This is a genomic window from Pasteurella testudinis DSM 23072, from assembly GCF_900176075.1.
GTDB lineage: Bacteria > Pseudomonadota > Gammaproteobacteria > Enterobacterales > Pasteurellaceae > Chelonobacter > Chelonobacter testudinis.
This window is the reverse complement of the sequence record NZ_FWWV01000019.1, coordinates 12420-27417: the sequence shown is the minus strand read 5'-3', so window position 1 is coordinate 27417 and position 14998 is coordinate 12420. Positions and strand designations below refer to the sequence as shown.

Below are 14998 nucleotides of genomic sequence, written 5' to 3'. Positions count from 1 at the left end.
TCTTATCGCAACATATTGGCGGCGAATCGGATTCAAATCAGTATGTCGAGAAAGGGCAACTGCTTGGACAATGGCGCGATGGAAAGTTTTTTCGGCAGGCTGAAAACAGAATGTTTTTATGTGCGACAGTTTGATACGGTTGATGAAATTGAACAGGCGGTTCATCAATATATTCAGTATTACAATGCAGAACGAATTCAAGTAAGATTAAAAGGATTAAGTCCGATACAATATCGAACCCAATTCTTTCATTAAACAGTCCAACTTTTGGGGGTCAGATCATTGAGCGCACTTTTTTCCTTAATATTAACGCGTTGTCCGCGCCCTAAACCCATCATACATCAACAGCAACATTGCGGCAGATAAGCCAATTAGCAGCGGATAAGACGCCGCTTGAATGGTTTCGCCGATATACAGTGAAATAAACAGCATGGCGACGGTCTCCAGATAACCGAGCAGGCCGAGTAAATTAATCGGTAGCCAGTTGCTGGCTAAAATATAAGCGATAAAAGCGATGCTGCTGATCAAGCCGAGCAGGAAAACCAGCAGGTAAATGTGTGGGTTGATGTCGGCAACCGCAGCGAGATCGACTTGCGCGACCATATATAGGCAAAGGGGAAACAGCAGGCTCATTTCCAGCGTAAAAGTAGCCAAATCATTCATCTTGAATAATTTTCGACTGGCAAAATAAAGAGCATAACCCAAGCCGACTGCTAAACTTTCCCATGACATTTTGCCGGTGAGCAGAATGTTTAGCAACACGGCGACGGCGGCGCACAAAATGGCGATCGCTTTATAGCGGGAGATCGATTCTTTGAACAAAAACTTGCCGAACGCCACCAAAATCAACGGCAGCAGCAAATAGCCGACCGTCACTTCGACCGCACTTCCGTTATTCGGCGCCCACAGATAGAGCCACATTTGAAAGCCCATCATGGCGGCATTAAACATCACCACCAACAGCAGATAGGGCTGTCGTTTGATCCGGTTTAGCTGTTCCAACAACCGTGCTTGTTGCTTAAATAAAAACAGCACCGCCAGCACTACCGGCAGCATAAACAACACCCGAAAACCCAGTGCGTCCAGTCCGCTCAAGGGCATGAGCAACGTGGTGAAATAGTAGAGATAGCCGAACAGGGCGGAAGCCAGCAGCGAACAGAGTAATCCTTTGGTCATGACGATTAAAAACCGGTAATCAGTGGCAATAGTATAAAGCTTTGAGTCAATTCAGCAAAACAGAATTGACTATTTTTTGCTAATCTATAAAATAAAAAATCATTCTCATTTGATTTAAAGTGTTGTTAACCAAAGTTCATGATTAAAAGACGCTATCTGTTTGTTTTATTGCTGATATTATCTCTGGTTTCGTTGTTTCTCGGTGCGAGTAGTTTGACCTTAAACGGTTTGTTGCGCTTCGATTTGGAGCAGTGGCAGGTCTTTACCGTTAGCCGTATTCCCCGTTTAATCAGTATTCTGATTGCCGGCGCAAGTCTGGCGGTGTGCGGTTTGGTGATGCAGCAACTGACCCGTAACCGCTTTGTTTCGCCAACTACGGCAGGCACGATGGATTCCGCCCGTTTGGGGATTTTGATTGCGATTATTCTGTTTCCGAGCGCTTCAATGTTGACCAAAACCGCCATTGCGATCGCCACCGCTTTTTTCGGCACGCTGGTTTTCATCACCATTTTATCCAAACTCAAATTTAAAGACGTGATTTTCGTGCCGTTGGTTGGGATTATGTTCGGCAATATCATCAGTTCTGTTACCATTTTTTTAGCGATGAAAGAAGATCTGTTGCAAAATATTGCCGGTTGGCTGCAAGGGGATTTTTCGCTGGTGATGAGCGGGCGCTACGAAATGTTATATGTTAGCGTGCCGGCGCTATTGCTGGTGTATCTGTTTGCCAACCGCTTTGCCATTGCCGGCATGGGCGAATCCTTTGCGATCAACTTGGGGCTGAATTTCAAACAAGTGCAGTATCTCGGCTTGGCGATTGTGGCGGTGGTGACGTCGGTGGTGATTGTGTCGGTCGGCGTGATTCCGTTTTTGGGCTTGATTGTGCCGAATATCGTCACACTCTATTTAGGCGATAATCTGAAAAATATTCTGTCGCATACCGCACTTTTAGGCGCGGTTTTCGTGTTGGCGTGCGACATTCTAGGGCGTGTGATTATTTACCCGTATGAAATTGCGATTAGCTTAGTGGTGGGCGTGATCGGCAGCGGAATTTTCTTGATGTTGTTGTTAAAGCGGTTCCGTCATGTCTAATCGAGCGAAAATTATCTTATTGTTGCTGTCAAGTGCGGTTTGTGTGGCGCTGTATTTGGCTTACGGCTTGCCGAAGCGCTGGCAATACGCCTTGAATTACCGCATGGTTTCATTGAGCGCCATCGGTTTGACTGCGATTGCAATCGCTTTTTCGACCATGATTTTTCAGGCGCTGGTCAACAACCGCATTTTAACGCCCAGTATTTTAGGCTTGGACTGGTTGTATGTGACGATTCAGTTGACGATTATTTTTCTGTTCGGTTCGTCTGCGTTGACCCAAATGGATCCCAAACTGAATTTTCTGCTTTCCGCCGGCATTATGACCTTGTTTTCACTGTTATTTTATTATTTTTTATTTAAACGGGAACAGGCTAACATCTTCTTTTTGCTGTTGGTCGGGATTATTTTCGGCACGTTTTTCCAGAGTTTGAGCACCTTTATGGAAGTGTTGATCGACCCGAACGAATTTCAAATCGTGCAAGACGCCAGTTTTGCCAGTTTTAATAAAGTCGACAGCAATATTTTATGGCTTGCCGCCGGACTGCTGGTCGCGGTGATCGGCTATGCGGCACGTTATCTGAATGTGCTGGACGTACTGGCGTTGGGGCGCGATCAGGCGATTAATCTGGGCGTGGATTACCGTGGGTTGAGCAAGCGCTTACTGATCGTCGTGGCGATTTTGACTTCGATCGCAACCGCACTTGTCGGCCCGATCACCTTTTTAGGCTTGTTGGTGATGAACTTGACCTTTGAATTTATCAAAAGCCACCATTACCGCGTGCTGGTTCCGGCGGCGGTGTTGCTGGCTATCGTCACGTTAATCGGCGGACAGTTTATCGTGGCGCAGCTGTTGAATTTTAATACCACCTTGAGCGTGATCATCAACTTTATCGGCGGCATCTATTTTATTTACCTTTTATTACGCCGCAGTCAGTAAAGCAATAACGGAATCAATAACGGAGCAGGACGATAATGAGCTTGGAAATCAAACATATCAGCAAAAAATACGGCGAAAAAACCATTTTGAACGACATTTCGCTGACGATTCCGCAGGGCAAAATCACCTCGTTCATCGGCCCGAACGGCGCAGGTAAAAGCACCTTGTTGGCGATTATCAGCCGCTTGCTGAAAGCCGACAGCGGCGAAGTGTTGCTGAACGGTAACGCAATTAACCAAATTCCGAATGACGAAATCGCCAAACAGCTTTCGATCTTAAAACAGAGCAACCATTTGGATTTGCGTCTGACGGTGGAAGATTTGGTGGCGTTCGGGCGTTTTCCCTACAGCAAAGGGCGTTTGACCGCCGCCGATCAGGCATATATCGAAAAAGCGCTGGCGTATATGGACCTGCAAAAAATGCGCAAGGTTTTTATTAACGAACTCAGCGGCGGACAGCGGCAGCGGGCGTATATCGCCATGACGTTGGCGCAGGACACCGACTATATCCTGCTTGACGAACCGCTCAATAATTTGGACATGAAGCATTCGGTGCAGATCATGCAAGTGCTGCGCCAGCTAACCGACGAATTAGGCAAAACAGTGGTGATTGTGATTCATGATATTAATTTCGCCTCTTGCTATTCGGATTACATTGTGGCTTTGCGGCACGGCAGCTTGGTGCAGCAAGGTGCGGTAGAACAAATTATGCAAACCGATGCGTTACGCCAAATTTATAATATGCAAATTCCGATTCACACCATTGATGATAACAAAATTGCTGTTTTTTTTAGAAATTAACCCAACCTCGATAAGGAGAAATTATGCGTAAAACATGGCGCACTTTGGCGGTAACACTATTGGCGACCTTGACGGTCGGCGTGGCTCAAGCGAACGATATTAAATTGACTTCGACTATAGGCGAGTTGGACGTACCGCAAAATCCGAAGCGGATTGCGATTTTTGATTTTCCAGCATTGGATATTTTGGATACCTTGGGCAATCAAAATGTGGTGGCAGTACCGAAATCACTACCGCTGCCGATCTATTTGAAAAAATACGAAGATAAGCAGTACGTTGATGTCGGCAATTTAATGGATCCGAATTTTGAGCGGTTGAATGAAGCCGAACCGGATTTGACCATTATTTCCGCCCGTCAAAATCAACTGGTCGAGCGTTTTAAAGAGATTTCGCCAATCTATTTCAGTGACATTAAATATCTGGATTTCTACCAATCGTTCCGGCAAAACGTGCGTAATATCGCCAAAATTATTGATAAAGAAGCTGAAGCGGAAGTGCAATTGCAAGCGATTGACCAAGATTTGGCAAGCATCGCTGCAAAAGCGAAAGGTAAAACCGCACTTGTGCTGTTGGCGAATGAAAGCAACATCAGTGCCTTCGGCCCGAATTCCCGTTACGGCATGATTTATCAAGATTACGGCTTTCAACAAGCCGATCCAAACATCGCCGACTCCAGACACGGCATGAAAGTCAGTTTCGAATACGTCTTGGAAAAAAATCCGGATTACATTTTCGTGATTGACCGCACCGCCGCGATCACCAAGAAAACCGGCAATGCGCAAAAAGTGTTTGATAATGAGTTAATCAAAGGTGCCAAAGCGCACAAAGACGGCAATATCGTGTTCTTGGATTCGGTCAACTGGTATTTGGTGATGGGTGGCTTGCAGTCAATGAAAGCCATGAATCAGGAAATGCTGAAAGCAGTGGAGTGATTGATTTTAAATGTAAAAAACCATGCTGAGGCATGGTTTTTTTATGAATAGGTGTGATGCTTGAGTTACCCCAAAATCTTCGCCAATTGTTCACTCACAGCGTCAACCGCTTGCGTGCCGTCTAGGCGGAAATAGCGGGTGTTGCCGTTTTGCGCTTCGGCTTGGTAGTAATCCACCAACGGTTTGGTGGTGTTGTGGTAAATGCTTAAGCGATCCAACACGGTTTCCGGTTTGTCGTCGGCACGGATAATCAGATCTTCGCCGCTGACATCGTCTTTTCCTTCTACTTTCGGCGGATTGTAAACCACATGATAAACCCGACCGGAAGCAGGGTGCACACGGCGACCACTCATGCGCTCGACGATTACTTCGTCCGGCACGTCAAATTCCAGCACGAAATCAATGCTGATATCTGCCTCTTTCAGGGCATCGGCTTGCGGAATGGTGCGCGGGAAGCCGTCCAGCAAGAAGCCGTTTTGCGCGTCGTCTTGCGCCACACGCTCTTTCACCAATGCGATAATCAAATCGTCCGGCACTAATTTGCCTGCGTCCATCAATTGTTTTGCCTGTTTGCCCAATTCGCTGCCGGCTTTGATCGCCGCGCGCAACATATCGCCGGTGGAGATTTGCGGAATGTTGTATTTATTCATAATGAACTGAGCTTGTGTGCCTTTGCCTGCGCCCGGAGCGCCTAATAAAATAATTTTCATAATTGACCTCTTAAAATAAACAAACACTATAAAATACCTTTCCGGCGGCAGAAACTCAAGCCTTGATTAGCCGGAATCGGGGGAAGATCGCACTTTTCCGCAAAATAGGTACCAATTTGGCTTGTATTTGCCAATAAAGAAAGCAAGATCAGGAAGTTGCTGCTATTTTTTAGCCGATTTTGGCTTTATTGTTAACGTGCAACAACATTGACAAACCGTACTTTTAGCCTAAAATGTGCGGCGATCGGTTGATCGATTTATACACAATAGCAATACAGCAAAAGGAAATGCAATGAAAAAGAGAAAACACGCCGTTGAAAGTGCGGTAAGTAGCGTGGTCAATAACTTTGTGGCAAAAAATATGGCGAAATTTACCCGTCATCAGATTCATGAAAAAAGCTACAAAGCGCAGCGTAAACTGAACAAACAAAACCTGAAAAGAGAAAACCTCGATTCAGGTTTTGGTTTTTATGGGCTAGGGCTTGCTGACAATTCGTTTACGCTTGTTTTTCGCCCCTGAAAACGTATCTGCTACGTTAAAAAGCCTCGCAAGATGGCCAATCTTGCTGCGTTTTTTGCCTTGCCTCTGCATTTTCAGCAACAAAAATCCCCGCATAAACGAATTATCAGAAAACCCTAGCCGAATTTCATTTTGACCGCACTTTTCTAAAAAACCATCTTCCCACGAAAAACCCATCGCAGCCCAAGCCGCTTTTTGCTACCATACTAACGAAAAGGGCAGTGCTTTCAAGGTATGCTTTTAAGTCACACTTTTCAGATTTTTTATTTTTCTTATTTTTTGATTAATTAACTGGAACCCACTATGCAAACTCAAGGCTTACTGCAGCGTTACTTCAAGCTGGAACAGCACGGCACCAATGTTAAAACTGAAATTATTGCCGGAATCACCACCTTTTTAACCATGGTTTATATCGTGTTTGTCAACCCGTCGATTTTGGGGGTGGCGGGCATGGACAGCCAAAGTGTGTTTATCACCACCGCACTGATTGCGGCATTCGGCAGTATTTTTATGGGATTATTAGCCAATTTACCGGTGGCGTTGGCGCCGGCGATGGGCTTGAATGCGTTTTTTGCCTATACGGTGGTGGCTAAACTGGGCTTGTCTTGGCAGGTCGGAATGGGCACGATTTTTTGGGGCGCGGTCGGCTTGTTTTTATTGACGTTGTTCCAAGTGCGGTATTGGTTAATTGCCAGCATTCCGACCAGCCTGCGTGTCGGCATCACCGCCGGAATCGGCTTGTTTATTGCGTTGATGGGCTTTCAAAATTCCGGAATCGTGGTTGCCAGTCCGGCAACGTTGGTGACATTGGGCAACCTGTATTCGTCGCAAGTGCTGCTTGCGATTTTAGGCTTTTTTATTATCGCCATTTTGGCCTCGCGCAATATCCATGCCGCCGTGTTGGTCTCGATTGCGGTGGTGACCGCACTTTCATTGTTGCTGGGTAATGTGGAATACCAAGGCATTTTCTCCATGCCGCCGAGTGTGTCGAATGTGGTCGGACAGGTTGATTTAGCCGGTGCATTGGATATTGGTCTATTGGGGATCGTGTTCTCTTTTATGCTGGTCAACCTGTTCGATTCATCGGGCACGCTATTGGGCGTGACCGAAAAAGCTGGTCTGGCGGACGATAAAGGGCGCTTTCCGAAAATGAAACAGGCGTTATTGGTCGATAGCGTCAGCTCGGTCACCGGCGCATATATCGGCACTTCATCGGTCACGGCTTATATCGAGAGCAGCTCCGGCGTTTCCGTCGGCGGTCGCACCGGTTTGACCGCGATTGTCACCGGAATCCTGTTCCTGTTGGTGATTTTCCTATCGCCGCTCGCTTCGTTAGTGCCGTTATACGCCACCGCAGGCGCGCTGATTTATGTCGGCATTTTGATGTCGTCCAGTCTGATCAAAGTGCGGTGGGACGATTTGACCGAAGCCACGCCGGCGTTTATCACCGCCGCGTTAATGCCGTTCACCTATTCTATCACCGAAGGCATCGCCTTTGGCTTTATCAGCTACTGCGTGATGAAACTGTTCACCGGTAAAGCCAAACAGATTTCGATTCCGGTGTGGGTGGTTTCGGTGTTATTCCTAATTAAAATCATTTTTATTGATAAAGGGATTATGCACTGATTTTCAGCTAAGAATAGGGGCGAATTGACACTTAACACGCCCCGATCCTCCTGATAAAAACGGTAGCGCTATGCAAAAACTCAATCCTATCACCCACCCGTTAAACGGCGTTTCGCTGATCGAAGCCTCAGCCGGCACGGGGAAAACCTACACTATGGTGGCGCTATATCTACGGCTGTTGCTGAATGCCGGCGAAAACGGCTTGAAGCGGGCGTTAACGGTGGAGCAGATTTTGGTGATGACGTTTACCAAAGCCGCCACGCAAGAGCTGAAAGATCGGATCCGCAGCCGCATTGTGGAAGTGAAAGGGCTGTTTGAACAGGCGCTGGCGCAGCAGGCGGCGCAGCTGGAGAGTGACGATCCGTTTTTGCAACAGCTCTATCTGGCGCTGAAAAATGATCTGCCGACGGCGATTTTGCGTTTGGAACTGGCGCAGCAGGATATGGACACCGCCTCGATTTTTACCATTCACGGTTTTTGCCAACGTATGTTGACCCGCTATGCCTTTGATTCCGGCGTACATTTTAATTTGGAAATGGTCGAGCGGCAGGACGATCTGCTGCTGCGTTTATGCCGTGAATATTGGCGCGAACAGTTCTATCCGCAAGATCTGACGATCAGCCGGTTTATCGATCACACCTTAGTATCGCCGCAAGCGGTGTTCAAACTGATTCAACCGCTCTTAAGCGGAGAAATGCCGAAAGTGCGGTCAGACAATGCGGCGTTGCTGACGGATTTGAATGATTTTTTGCAGCAACAGGTTGCCGGTTATGCCTGCGCCGTGCAACAGCTTAAACAGCATTGGCTGGCGGAAAGCGAGAATATCGGCGCCCTGATTTTAGCGGAAATTCGGCGCAAAAAAGACAAACGGCTAGACGGGCGCAGCTATCAGGAACGTTATATTCTGCCGGCGATTGACGAGATTAACCATTGGGCGGCAAGCGACAGTTTGAACGTACATGACAAACTGGTGCACTATTTTTCGCAAACCAAGCTGGACAGTAAAACCAAAAGCGAAGAGAAAATCAGCCATCCGCTGTTTGCACAGGTCGATCAAGCGCCGGATATTGCACTGTATAAACGCATTCTGCTGTGGCATTACGCAAACGGCGTGCGCCGCAAATTGGCCGATTATAAAGCCGGACACAAAGAAATGGGCTTCGGCGATCTGTTGAGCCGCCTGAAAACCGCACTTTACGGCGAAAGCGGCGAAAGTTTGGCGCAGTTGATCCGCCAGCAGTTTCCGTTTGCGATGGTGGACGAGTTTCAGGATACCGATCTGGAGCAATATCAGATTTTTCAACGGCTGTATATTCAGCCGAATAGCACTCCACTGAATTGTACCCAGCCGAATGACGGCGGCAACGGCATGATTATGATCGGCGATCCGAAACAGTCGATTTATGCTTTCCGTCATGCCGATATTTTCACCTATCTGACCGCCGCACAAAACGCAGCGCAGCGCTTTACCCTCGATACCAACTGGCGCTCCACGCCAGCGTTAATCGCGGCGGTGAATGCGATTTTCCGGCACAATCCGTTACCGTTTATCTATCCGCAGATCCGATTTCAACCGGTCAACGCCGGTAAAGCGGCGCAAGTTTTACGTTTGAATGGCGAGGAGCAAAAGCCGCTACATTTTTTGTTAAGCGAAAATCATAAGAGCGGTAAGGATAACGGCGACGAAATGGCACGCGCTTGCGCAGCGTCGATTCAAAAGTGGCTGCAAGCGATTGAGCGGCAGCGTTGTTTGTTGGACGGCGAACAGCGCTTGGCGGCGAAAGATTTGGCGGTGTTGGTGCGCGGCTGGACAGAGGCGGAGAAAATCAAATCGGCGCTGGCGGCGCTGGGCATTCAAAGCGTTTATCTGTCTGATCGCAGTTCGGTGCTGAACAGCGAATGGGCGCAGGTGATGGGCTATCTGCTGCGGGCCTGTTTGAATCCGCACCATGAACAGGCGGTGATGACCTTGCTGGCAACCCGTCTGTTCGGTTTCAACAGTAGCGAATTGTATGAGCTACGGCGTGATGAAAAAGCGTGGGAAAAGTGGATTGAACAGTTTTTAAATTACCAACGGATTTGGCAGACACAGGGCGTGCTGCCGATGATCCACCGCCTGTTACAACAGCAGCATTTGCCGTCCAAACTGCTGGCCATGCCCGACGGCGAACGGGCGATGACCGACATTTTGCATTTGGCGGAATTTTTACAGCAAGGGGCGACGATTAACGAGAACGAACATGCGCTGTTGAGCTGGTTTGAACAGCAGCGGCATAGCGACGGCACGGAAACGGACGAAGTGCGGTTGCGGCTGGAGAGCGAGCGTGATTTGGTCAAAATCGTCACCGTGCATAAGTCCAAAGGCTTGGAATACGGCGTGGTGTGGCTGCCGTTTGTCGGCGCAGGTTATAAAGATAAAGACGGCAACGAGTTGCAGCGTTACCACGACGGCGAGAATCAACTCTGTTGGGATCTGGATTTAAGCCATCGTGCCGAAAATCTGCAAGAGAAATTAGCGGAGGAGCTGCGTTTGTTTTATGTGGCGCTGACCAGAGCCCGTTATCAGTTGAATATCGGTTTTCCAAGCCGCATGAGCGACAAAGACAATTGGAATCCGCTGGCGTATTTGCTGGCGGCACAGGATAACGCCCTTGCCCTGAAAAACAGTAGTGAGTTCGACACGGCGGAGCTGCTTGCGCAACGGTTAGCGCCGGACAGTTACCAGCTGAGTGCTACGCAAGATCTGCTGGCGGACGATTGGCGCGCCGCACCGCCACCGCGCGGTGCAGTGCAGGCGGCGGAATTTAGCGGACGGATTGAAAACAACTGGCGTATCAGCAGTTTCAGTGCATTGGTTGCGATGAATCAACGCAATCGCAGCCGCAAAAAATCCGCTTTGCCGCAACCGGAAAAAAGTGCGGAGAGCTATCTGGATAATGCGCAGGATTACGACGGCGAACAGGTGAACTATGCGTTGTTATTGGACAACGCAGACAGTTTCGGCATCACCGAGTTGGGTAACTGGCAAGATCAACAACACACACCGTTTAACTTCCCGAGCGGCAGCCGAATCGGGAATGCGCTGCACGCTCTCTTGCAGCATATGGATTTTAGCCAAGCGCTTAGTCAGCAGGCGCTCACCGCACTTTGCCAACAACTTGAGTTGGAAGAACATTGGCTTGAGCCGTTGACGAAGTGGATTCAGTTGATTCGCCGCACTCCGCTGCATCACAAAGTGCGGTTGGAAGGCTTGCCGCCGCAGGATTGTTTGAAAGAGACGGCGTTTTTCATCAGTCTGCAAAAACCGTTACAAACTAACAAATTGAACCGTTTACTGAATCAATATCACCCGTTGGCGCAGCAGCAAGCCGAGTTTGATTTGGATTATTTCAAAGGCATGCTACGCGGTTTTATCGATTTGGTTTGCCGCATTGACGGCAAATATTACCTGCTCGATTATAAATCCAACTTGTTGGGCGAAGGCTACCAAGCCTACACGCCGTCGGTATTGAACAACGTGATGGCCTATCACCACTATGATTTGCAATATTTGATTTATACGCTGGCGCTGCACCGCTACTTGCGGCAACGCGATTCGGATTACGATTATCAGCGTGATTTCGGCGGCGTGTATTATCTGTTTTTGCGCGGCTTGAACGGCGAGGACGGGCGCACGGGTGTCTATTTTGACAAGCCCGATTGGCGCTTGATTGACGGATTGGATAACTTATTGGCGGCATAATGTTAGCGATTTTACACCAACTGAAACAAGCAGGGGCGATCAGCCGTTTGGATTATCAATTTGCCCGATTGATTGCGCAAAAACAGCAGCCTTACGCCTATCCGCAACCGATTGCCGATTTGGCGCTGTTGTTGGCGGCGTTGCTGAGTTATCACAGCCAAAACGGCAGTTCCTGCCTTGATCCGCAAGATTTCCGCCACGGCGATTTTTTCGATCTGGCTATGCAAAGCGAGCTGCGGCCACTGTTACAACAGATTCGGCAACGGATCAACGGAATCGAACCGCAGCAATGGCAAACCGTGTTACAACAACATATCGCTTTTGGCAGCCAAACGCAGCAGCCGACACCGCTGTTTTGGTCGCACGGTTTGCTGTATCTGTACCGCAACTGGTTTGACGAACAGCAGGTGGCGCAACATCTGCTTGCGCGCTTGCGCCAGCCGACGGTACGGCTTGCGGATCAGCCGTTGGCGGTATTGCTCGATTTGCTGTTTCCAAGCATCGATCAAGAGATTAACTGGCAGAAAATTGCGGTTGCGACCGCACTTCGCCATAATTTCAGCCTGATTTCCGGCGGGCCGGGCACCGGTAAAACCCGTACCGTGTGCAGTTTGCTGTGTGCGTTGCAATGGCAACAGCAACAATTGCAGGGCGAGCCGCTGAAAATCGCACTGGTCGCCCCGACCGGCAAGGCAGCTGCCCGTCTGAGCGAATCGATCAGCAACAGCGTGCAGCAACTGCCGTCCGCCATCGATCCGCGTTTAAAACAGCAAATTCCCAACAAAGCACAAACCCTGCACCGCCTGCTGGGCGTGAATCCGCAGCGGCGGCAGCTACGCTATCATCAAGCCAATCCGTTACCGTTTGATCTGTTGGTGGTGGACGAAGCTTCGATGATCGATTTGAATCTGTTTGCGCAACTGTTAAATGCTTTGGCGCCGCAAACCCGTTTGGTACTGCTGGGCGATAAAGATCAGCTGGCATCGGTCGAAGCCGGCGCAGTAATGGCGCAGCTGTGCCGTTTTTTAGCGCAGGGCTACAGCCGTGAACATTGCGACTATTTGCAGCAGGTGAGCGGGCAGGTGCTTGAGGCGGCGGCAAACGGTAACCCGATTCGCGATTGCCTCTGCTTTTTACGCAAAAGTTACCGCTTCGACCAACATTCGGGGATCAAGGCATTAGCCGAGGCGGTCAATCACGGGCGTGCCGACGGTTGGAAACTGTTTATACGGCAAGCGGATTTAACCCTGTACCGCTATCCGCTCGAGGAGCTTGAAAACGGCACGGACAGCGGCAACCGCACGTTTAATCCGACGTTGGCAGCGCTGGATTTGATTTTAAAACAGGCGGTGACTTGGTATGCCGACTATTTACAAGCGATTGATCAGCTTGATGATTTCAGCGCTGAATCGCTCAAACCGATTTTCAACGCGTTTAACCGAGTGCGCTTGTTGAGCGGTTTGCGCAGCGGCGAATTCGGCGTGGAGCAGTTGAATATCGCCATCAGCGAACGCTTGCGGCAAAAGGGCGGTTTGCACTTCCGTCACTGGCACGAATGGTATCACGGCAAACCGATTATGGTGCTGCAAAACGACAGTGCGGTCGAATTGTATAACGGCGACATCGGGCTGTTTTTAACCGATAAACAGGGCAATAGTCGGGTCTGTTTTGAAGTCGGGCAAGGGCAATACCGCGATCTTTCCCCAAGCCGAGTGCCGCCGCATGAAGCTGCTTTTGTGATGACGGTGCACAAATCGCAAGGTTCTGAATTCGACCATACGGTGCTGATTTTACCGCTCAGCATGAGTCCGGTGTTGAGCCGCGAATTACTTTACACCGCCGTCACCCGCGCCAAATCGCACTTCAGCCTGTTCGCCTCGTCACGGGTTTGGCAAAGTGCGGTTCAAAAACCGATTTTAAGGGGCAGCGGATTGTATGGATTGTTGCAAGAAAACAGCCTTTGACTTTAGCCGAGATATTTATCAAAAGGCAAAATTGCGGCCAGTTTTTGCAGCACTTCGATCAAAATTTCGTCGGGCACTTTTTCCTTAAATTTGGCATGACGTTTGCGCCAATCTAACGATTTTAGGGCATGGCAATGGATAGCACCCAACGTATCGGTTCCAGTTCCCATTAGACTGACCAATGTGCCTTTATTGCGGTAAAGATCGGATTTTCCTTGAGAAATCGGACAGATCATCGCTAATCCGAATTGGTTTACCGATTTTTCGGTAACGACAAGCCCATAGTGCTTGCCCTGCATTTCACTGCCTAATGCAGGATCAAATTCTAAATGGACAATCTCACCGACATTTGGAATATAAGCCATTTATAGTTTTTCCTTTCCGACCGGCGGCATCTCTTCCCATTCCTCAATAATTGGGAATTCATCGCTGATTTCTTTCATTTCGGCAAGCAGATCATCAAGTTTATATTTGGAAAACCTTTTGCGGTTATCGGGTTTGGATTTGGTAATCGGAATGAGTTGAATGCTGTCATGATTAATCGTCGCTTCAAAATAATCGTCATTACTCATGGCGAATTTGGCAATAATGGCTTGCGGCAATCGGATAGCTTTGCTGTTTCCCCACTGTTTTACAACTAATTTTTCAGACATGGCAGACCTCTGAATTTACATAAGGTTTCATTGATAAAGTGTAAAAGTATCTACTGAGTAGATACGAAAAGTTTATACGTTGGCCGATAATTAGTCAATATCTTGCTTCAATGATTTGCACAGCGATTGGCAATATTCCGGCACGACTTCGCTTGCCAAGCCGTAGTGGGCTTGCTTGAACGCGGATCGGCCTTTGCTTGGTTCGAGATTGAGTTCTACCGTAGTCGCGCCGGCGAAGTTGGCTTCTTCAACGAAACCGGCGGCAGGATAGACATTGCCGCTGGTGCCGATGGCGATAAAATAGTCGCATTGTTGTAAGGCTTGGTAGATAGTTTCCATCGCAAACGGCATTTCGCCGAACCAGACAATATGCGGACGCAAGCCGCCACCGCACTTTTGACAACGATCTTGCGCGCTCACGTCCTGTTGCCATGAATAGACCGTATCGCAGCGTTGACAGCGCACTTTCAGCAGTTCGCCGTGCATATGAATCAGATTTTTGCTGCCGGCGCGTTCGTGCAAGTTATCCACATTTTGCGTGATTAACAGCAGGTTTTCACCGAATTTCCGTTCTAATTCGGCTAAAGCGTAATGCGCGGCATTCGGTTGGATTTCAGCTTGTTGCAGTTGCTGGCGGCGTTGGTTGTAAAACCGTTGTACCAATTCGGGATTGCGTTGGAAACCTTCTGGGGTGGCAACATCTTCGATTCGATGATCTTCCCACAATCCGTCGCCGGCGCGAAAGGTTCGAATGCCCGATTCTGCTGATATGCCCGCACCGGTCAGTACAACAATTTTTGGTAAGTCGGTCGTGGAGAAAGTGCGGTTGATCATGGCGTTATCCTT

General features: G+C 48.7%; 14 protein-coding genes. 9 read left to right on the top strand and 5 right to left on the bottom strand.

Annotation, left to right across the window (positions count from 1 at the left end; translation table 11 throughout):
• On the top strand, positions 1-255 hold a 255-nt coding region (locus B8880_RS08320), incomplete at its 5' end, for an IS3 family transposase (RefSeq protein WP_143933418.1).
• Positions 256-306: 51 nt separating this feature from the next.
• Here the strand turns inward: B8880_RS08320 and rarD are convergent.
• Positions 307-1176 carry an EamA family transporter RarD gene (gene rarD / locus B8880_RS08315; RefSeq protein ID WP_084257159.1) on the bottom strand — a complete coding sequence of 290 codons (870 nt, stop codon included), beginning with the start codon at positions 1174-1176 and terminating at the stop codon, positions 307-309.
• Between the two features lie 138 nt (positions 1177-1314).
• Between rarD and B8880_RS08310 the strand changes: the two genes are divergently transcribed.
• The 4 genes from B8880_RS08310 to B8880_RS08295 are packed head-to-tail and all read left to right on the top strand — an operon-like array spanning position 1315 to position 4937.
• Entirely contained in the window at positions 1315-2268 is a 954-nt protein-coding gene (locus B8880_RS08310) for an ABC transporter permease (RefSeq protein ID WP_084257158.1), read from the top strand.
• Complete coding sequence (locus B8880_RS08305; protein WP_084257157.1) at positions 2261-3205, top strand: iron chelate uptake ABC transporter family permease subunit; 945 nt, start codon at positions 2261-2263, stop codon at positions 3203-3205. Before B8880_RS08310 ends, B8880_RS08305 begins: the two co-directional genes overlap by 8 nt.
• A gap of 35 nt (positions 3206-3240) precedes the next feature.
• The gene (locus B8880_RS08300; protein ID WP_084257156.1) at positions 3241-4005 is read left to right on the top strand and encodes an iron ABC transporter ATP-binding protein; all 765 of its coding nucleotides are present in this window, start codon (positions 3241-3243) and stop codon (positions 4003-4005) included.
• A 23-nt stretch (positions 4006-4028) separates the two neighbouring features.
• On the top strand, positions 4029-4937 hold the full coding sequence (locus B8880_RS08295; RefSeq protein ID WP_084257155.1) for a siderophore ABC transporter substrate-binding protein: 909 nt from the start codon (positions 4029-4031) through the stop codon (positions 4935-4937).
• 65 nt (positions 4938-5002) lie between these two features.
• Here the strand turns inward: B8880_RS08295 and adk are convergent, their stop codons facing one another.
• Positions 5003-5647 carry an adenylate kinase gene (adk, locus tag B8880_RS08290; protein WP_084257154.1) on the bottom strand — a complete coding sequence of 215 codons (645 nt, stop codon included), beginning with the start codon at positions 5645-5647 and terminating at the stop codon, positions 5003-5005.
• Between the two features lie 292 nt (positions 5648-5939).
• Here adk and B8880_RS08285 point away from each other — a divergent pair, with 292 nt between their 5' ends.
• The 4 genes from B8880_RS08285 (at position 5940) to recD (ending at position 13499) form a co-directional block, all read left to right on the top strand.
• The gene (locus tag B8880_RS08285; RefSeq protein WP_084257153.1) at positions 5940-6167 is read left to right on the top strand and encodes a hypothetical protein; all 228 of its coding nucleotides are present in this window, start codon (positions 5940-5942) and stop codon (positions 6165-6167) included.
• A gap of 303 nt (positions 6168-6470) precedes the next feature.
• Entirely contained in the window at positions 6471-7793 is a 1323-nt protein-coding gene (locus B8880_RS08280) for an NCS2 family permease (protein WP_084257152.1), read from the top strand.
• Positions 7794-7863: 70 nt separating this feature from the next.
• A complete protein-coding gene (gene recB, locus B8880_RS08275; RefSeq protein WP_084257151.1) occupies positions 7864-11535 on the top strand; it encodes an exodeoxyribonuclease V subunit beta in 3672 nt (1223 codons plus the stop codon).
• Positions 11535-13499, top strand: coding sequence for an exodeoxyribonuclease V subunit alpha (gene recD, locus B8880_RS08270; RefSeq protein WP_084257150.1), 1965 nt, complete (start codon positions 11535-11537; stop codon positions 13497-13499). The genes recB and recD overlap by 1 nt, the downstream gene beginning before the upstream one ends.
• Before the next feature lie 2 nt (positions 13500-13501).
• Here the strand turns inward: recD and B8880_RS08265 are convergent, their stop codons facing one another.
• From B8880_RS08265 to cobB, 3 genes are all read right to left on the bottom strand, one after another.
• Complete coding sequence (locus tag B8880_RS08265; protein WP_084257149.1) at positions 13502-13864, bottom strand: type II toxin-antitoxin system PemK/MazF family toxin; 363 nt, start codon at positions 13862-13864, stop codon at positions 13502-13504.
• Positions 13865-14152, bottom strand: a complete 288-nt coding sequence (locus B8880_RS08260; RefSeq protein WP_084257148.1) for an AbrB/MazE/SpoVT family DNA-binding domain-containing protein — start codon at positions 14150-14152, stop codon at positions 13865-13867.
• A gap of 90 nt (positions 14153-14242) precedes the next feature.
• Positions 14243-14986 (bottom strand): Sir2 family NAD+-dependent deacetylase, encoded by a 744-nt coding sequence (cobB, locus tag B8880_RS08255; RefSeq protein WP_084257147.1) that lies wholly within the window; start codon positions 14984-14986, stop codon positions 14243-14245.
• Positions 14987-14998 lie beyond the last annotated feature (12 nt).

Excerpts from the sequence above, each read along its gene's own strand:
- rarD (WP_084257159.1), bottom strand. The coding sequence starts at position 1,176 with ATGACCAAAGGATTACTCTGTTCGCTGCTGGCTTCCGCCCTGTTCGGC.
- B8880_RS08310 (WP_084257158.1), top strand. The coding sequence starts at position 1,315 with ATGATTAAAAGACGCTATCTGTTTGTTTTATTGCTGATATTATCTCTG.
- B8880_RS08305 (WP_084257157.1), top strand. The coding sequence starts at position 2,261 with ATGTCTAATCGAGCGAAAATTATCTTATTGTTGCTGTCAAGTGCGGTT.
- B8880_RS08300 (WP_084257156.1), top strand. The coding sequence starts at position 3,241 with ATGAGCTTGGAAATCAAACATATCAGCAAAAAATACGGCGAAAAAACC.
- B8880_RS08295 (WP_084257155.1), top strand. The coding sequence starts at position 4,029 with ATGCGTAAAACATGGCGCACTTTGGCGGTAACACTATTGGCGACCTTG.
- adk (WP_084257154.1), bottom strand. The coding sequence starts at position 5,647 with ATGAAAATTATTTTATTAGGCGCTCCGGGCGCAGGCAAAGGCACACAA.
- B8880_RS08285 (WP_084257153.1), top strand. The coding sequence starts at position 5,940 with ATGAAAAAGAGAAAACACGCCGTTGAAAGTGCGGTAAGTAGCGTGGTC.
- B8880_RS08280 (WP_084257152.1), top strand. The coding sequence starts at position 6,471 with ATGCAAACTCAAGGCTTACTGCAGCGTTACTTCAAGCTGGAACAGCAC.
- recB (WP_084257151.1), top strand. The coding sequence starts at position 7,864 with ATGCAAAAACTCAATCCTATCACCCACCCGTTAAACGGCGTTTCGCTG.
- recD (WP_084257150.1), top strand. The coding sequence starts at position 11,535 with ATGTTAGCGATTTTACACCAACTGAAACAAGCAGGGGCGATCAGCCGT.
- B8880_RS08265 (WP_084257149.1), bottom strand. The coding sequence starts at position 13,864 with ATGGCTTATATTCCAAATGTCGGTGAGATTGTCCATTTAGAATTTGAT.
- B8880_RS08260 (WP_084257148.1), bottom strand. The coding sequence starts at position 14,152 with ATGTCTGAAAAATTAGTTGTAAAACAGTGGGGAAACAGCAAAGCTATC.
- cobB (WP_084257147.1), bottom strand. The coding sequence starts at position 14,986 with ATGATCAACCGCACTTTCTCCACGACCGACTTACCAAAAATTGTTGTA.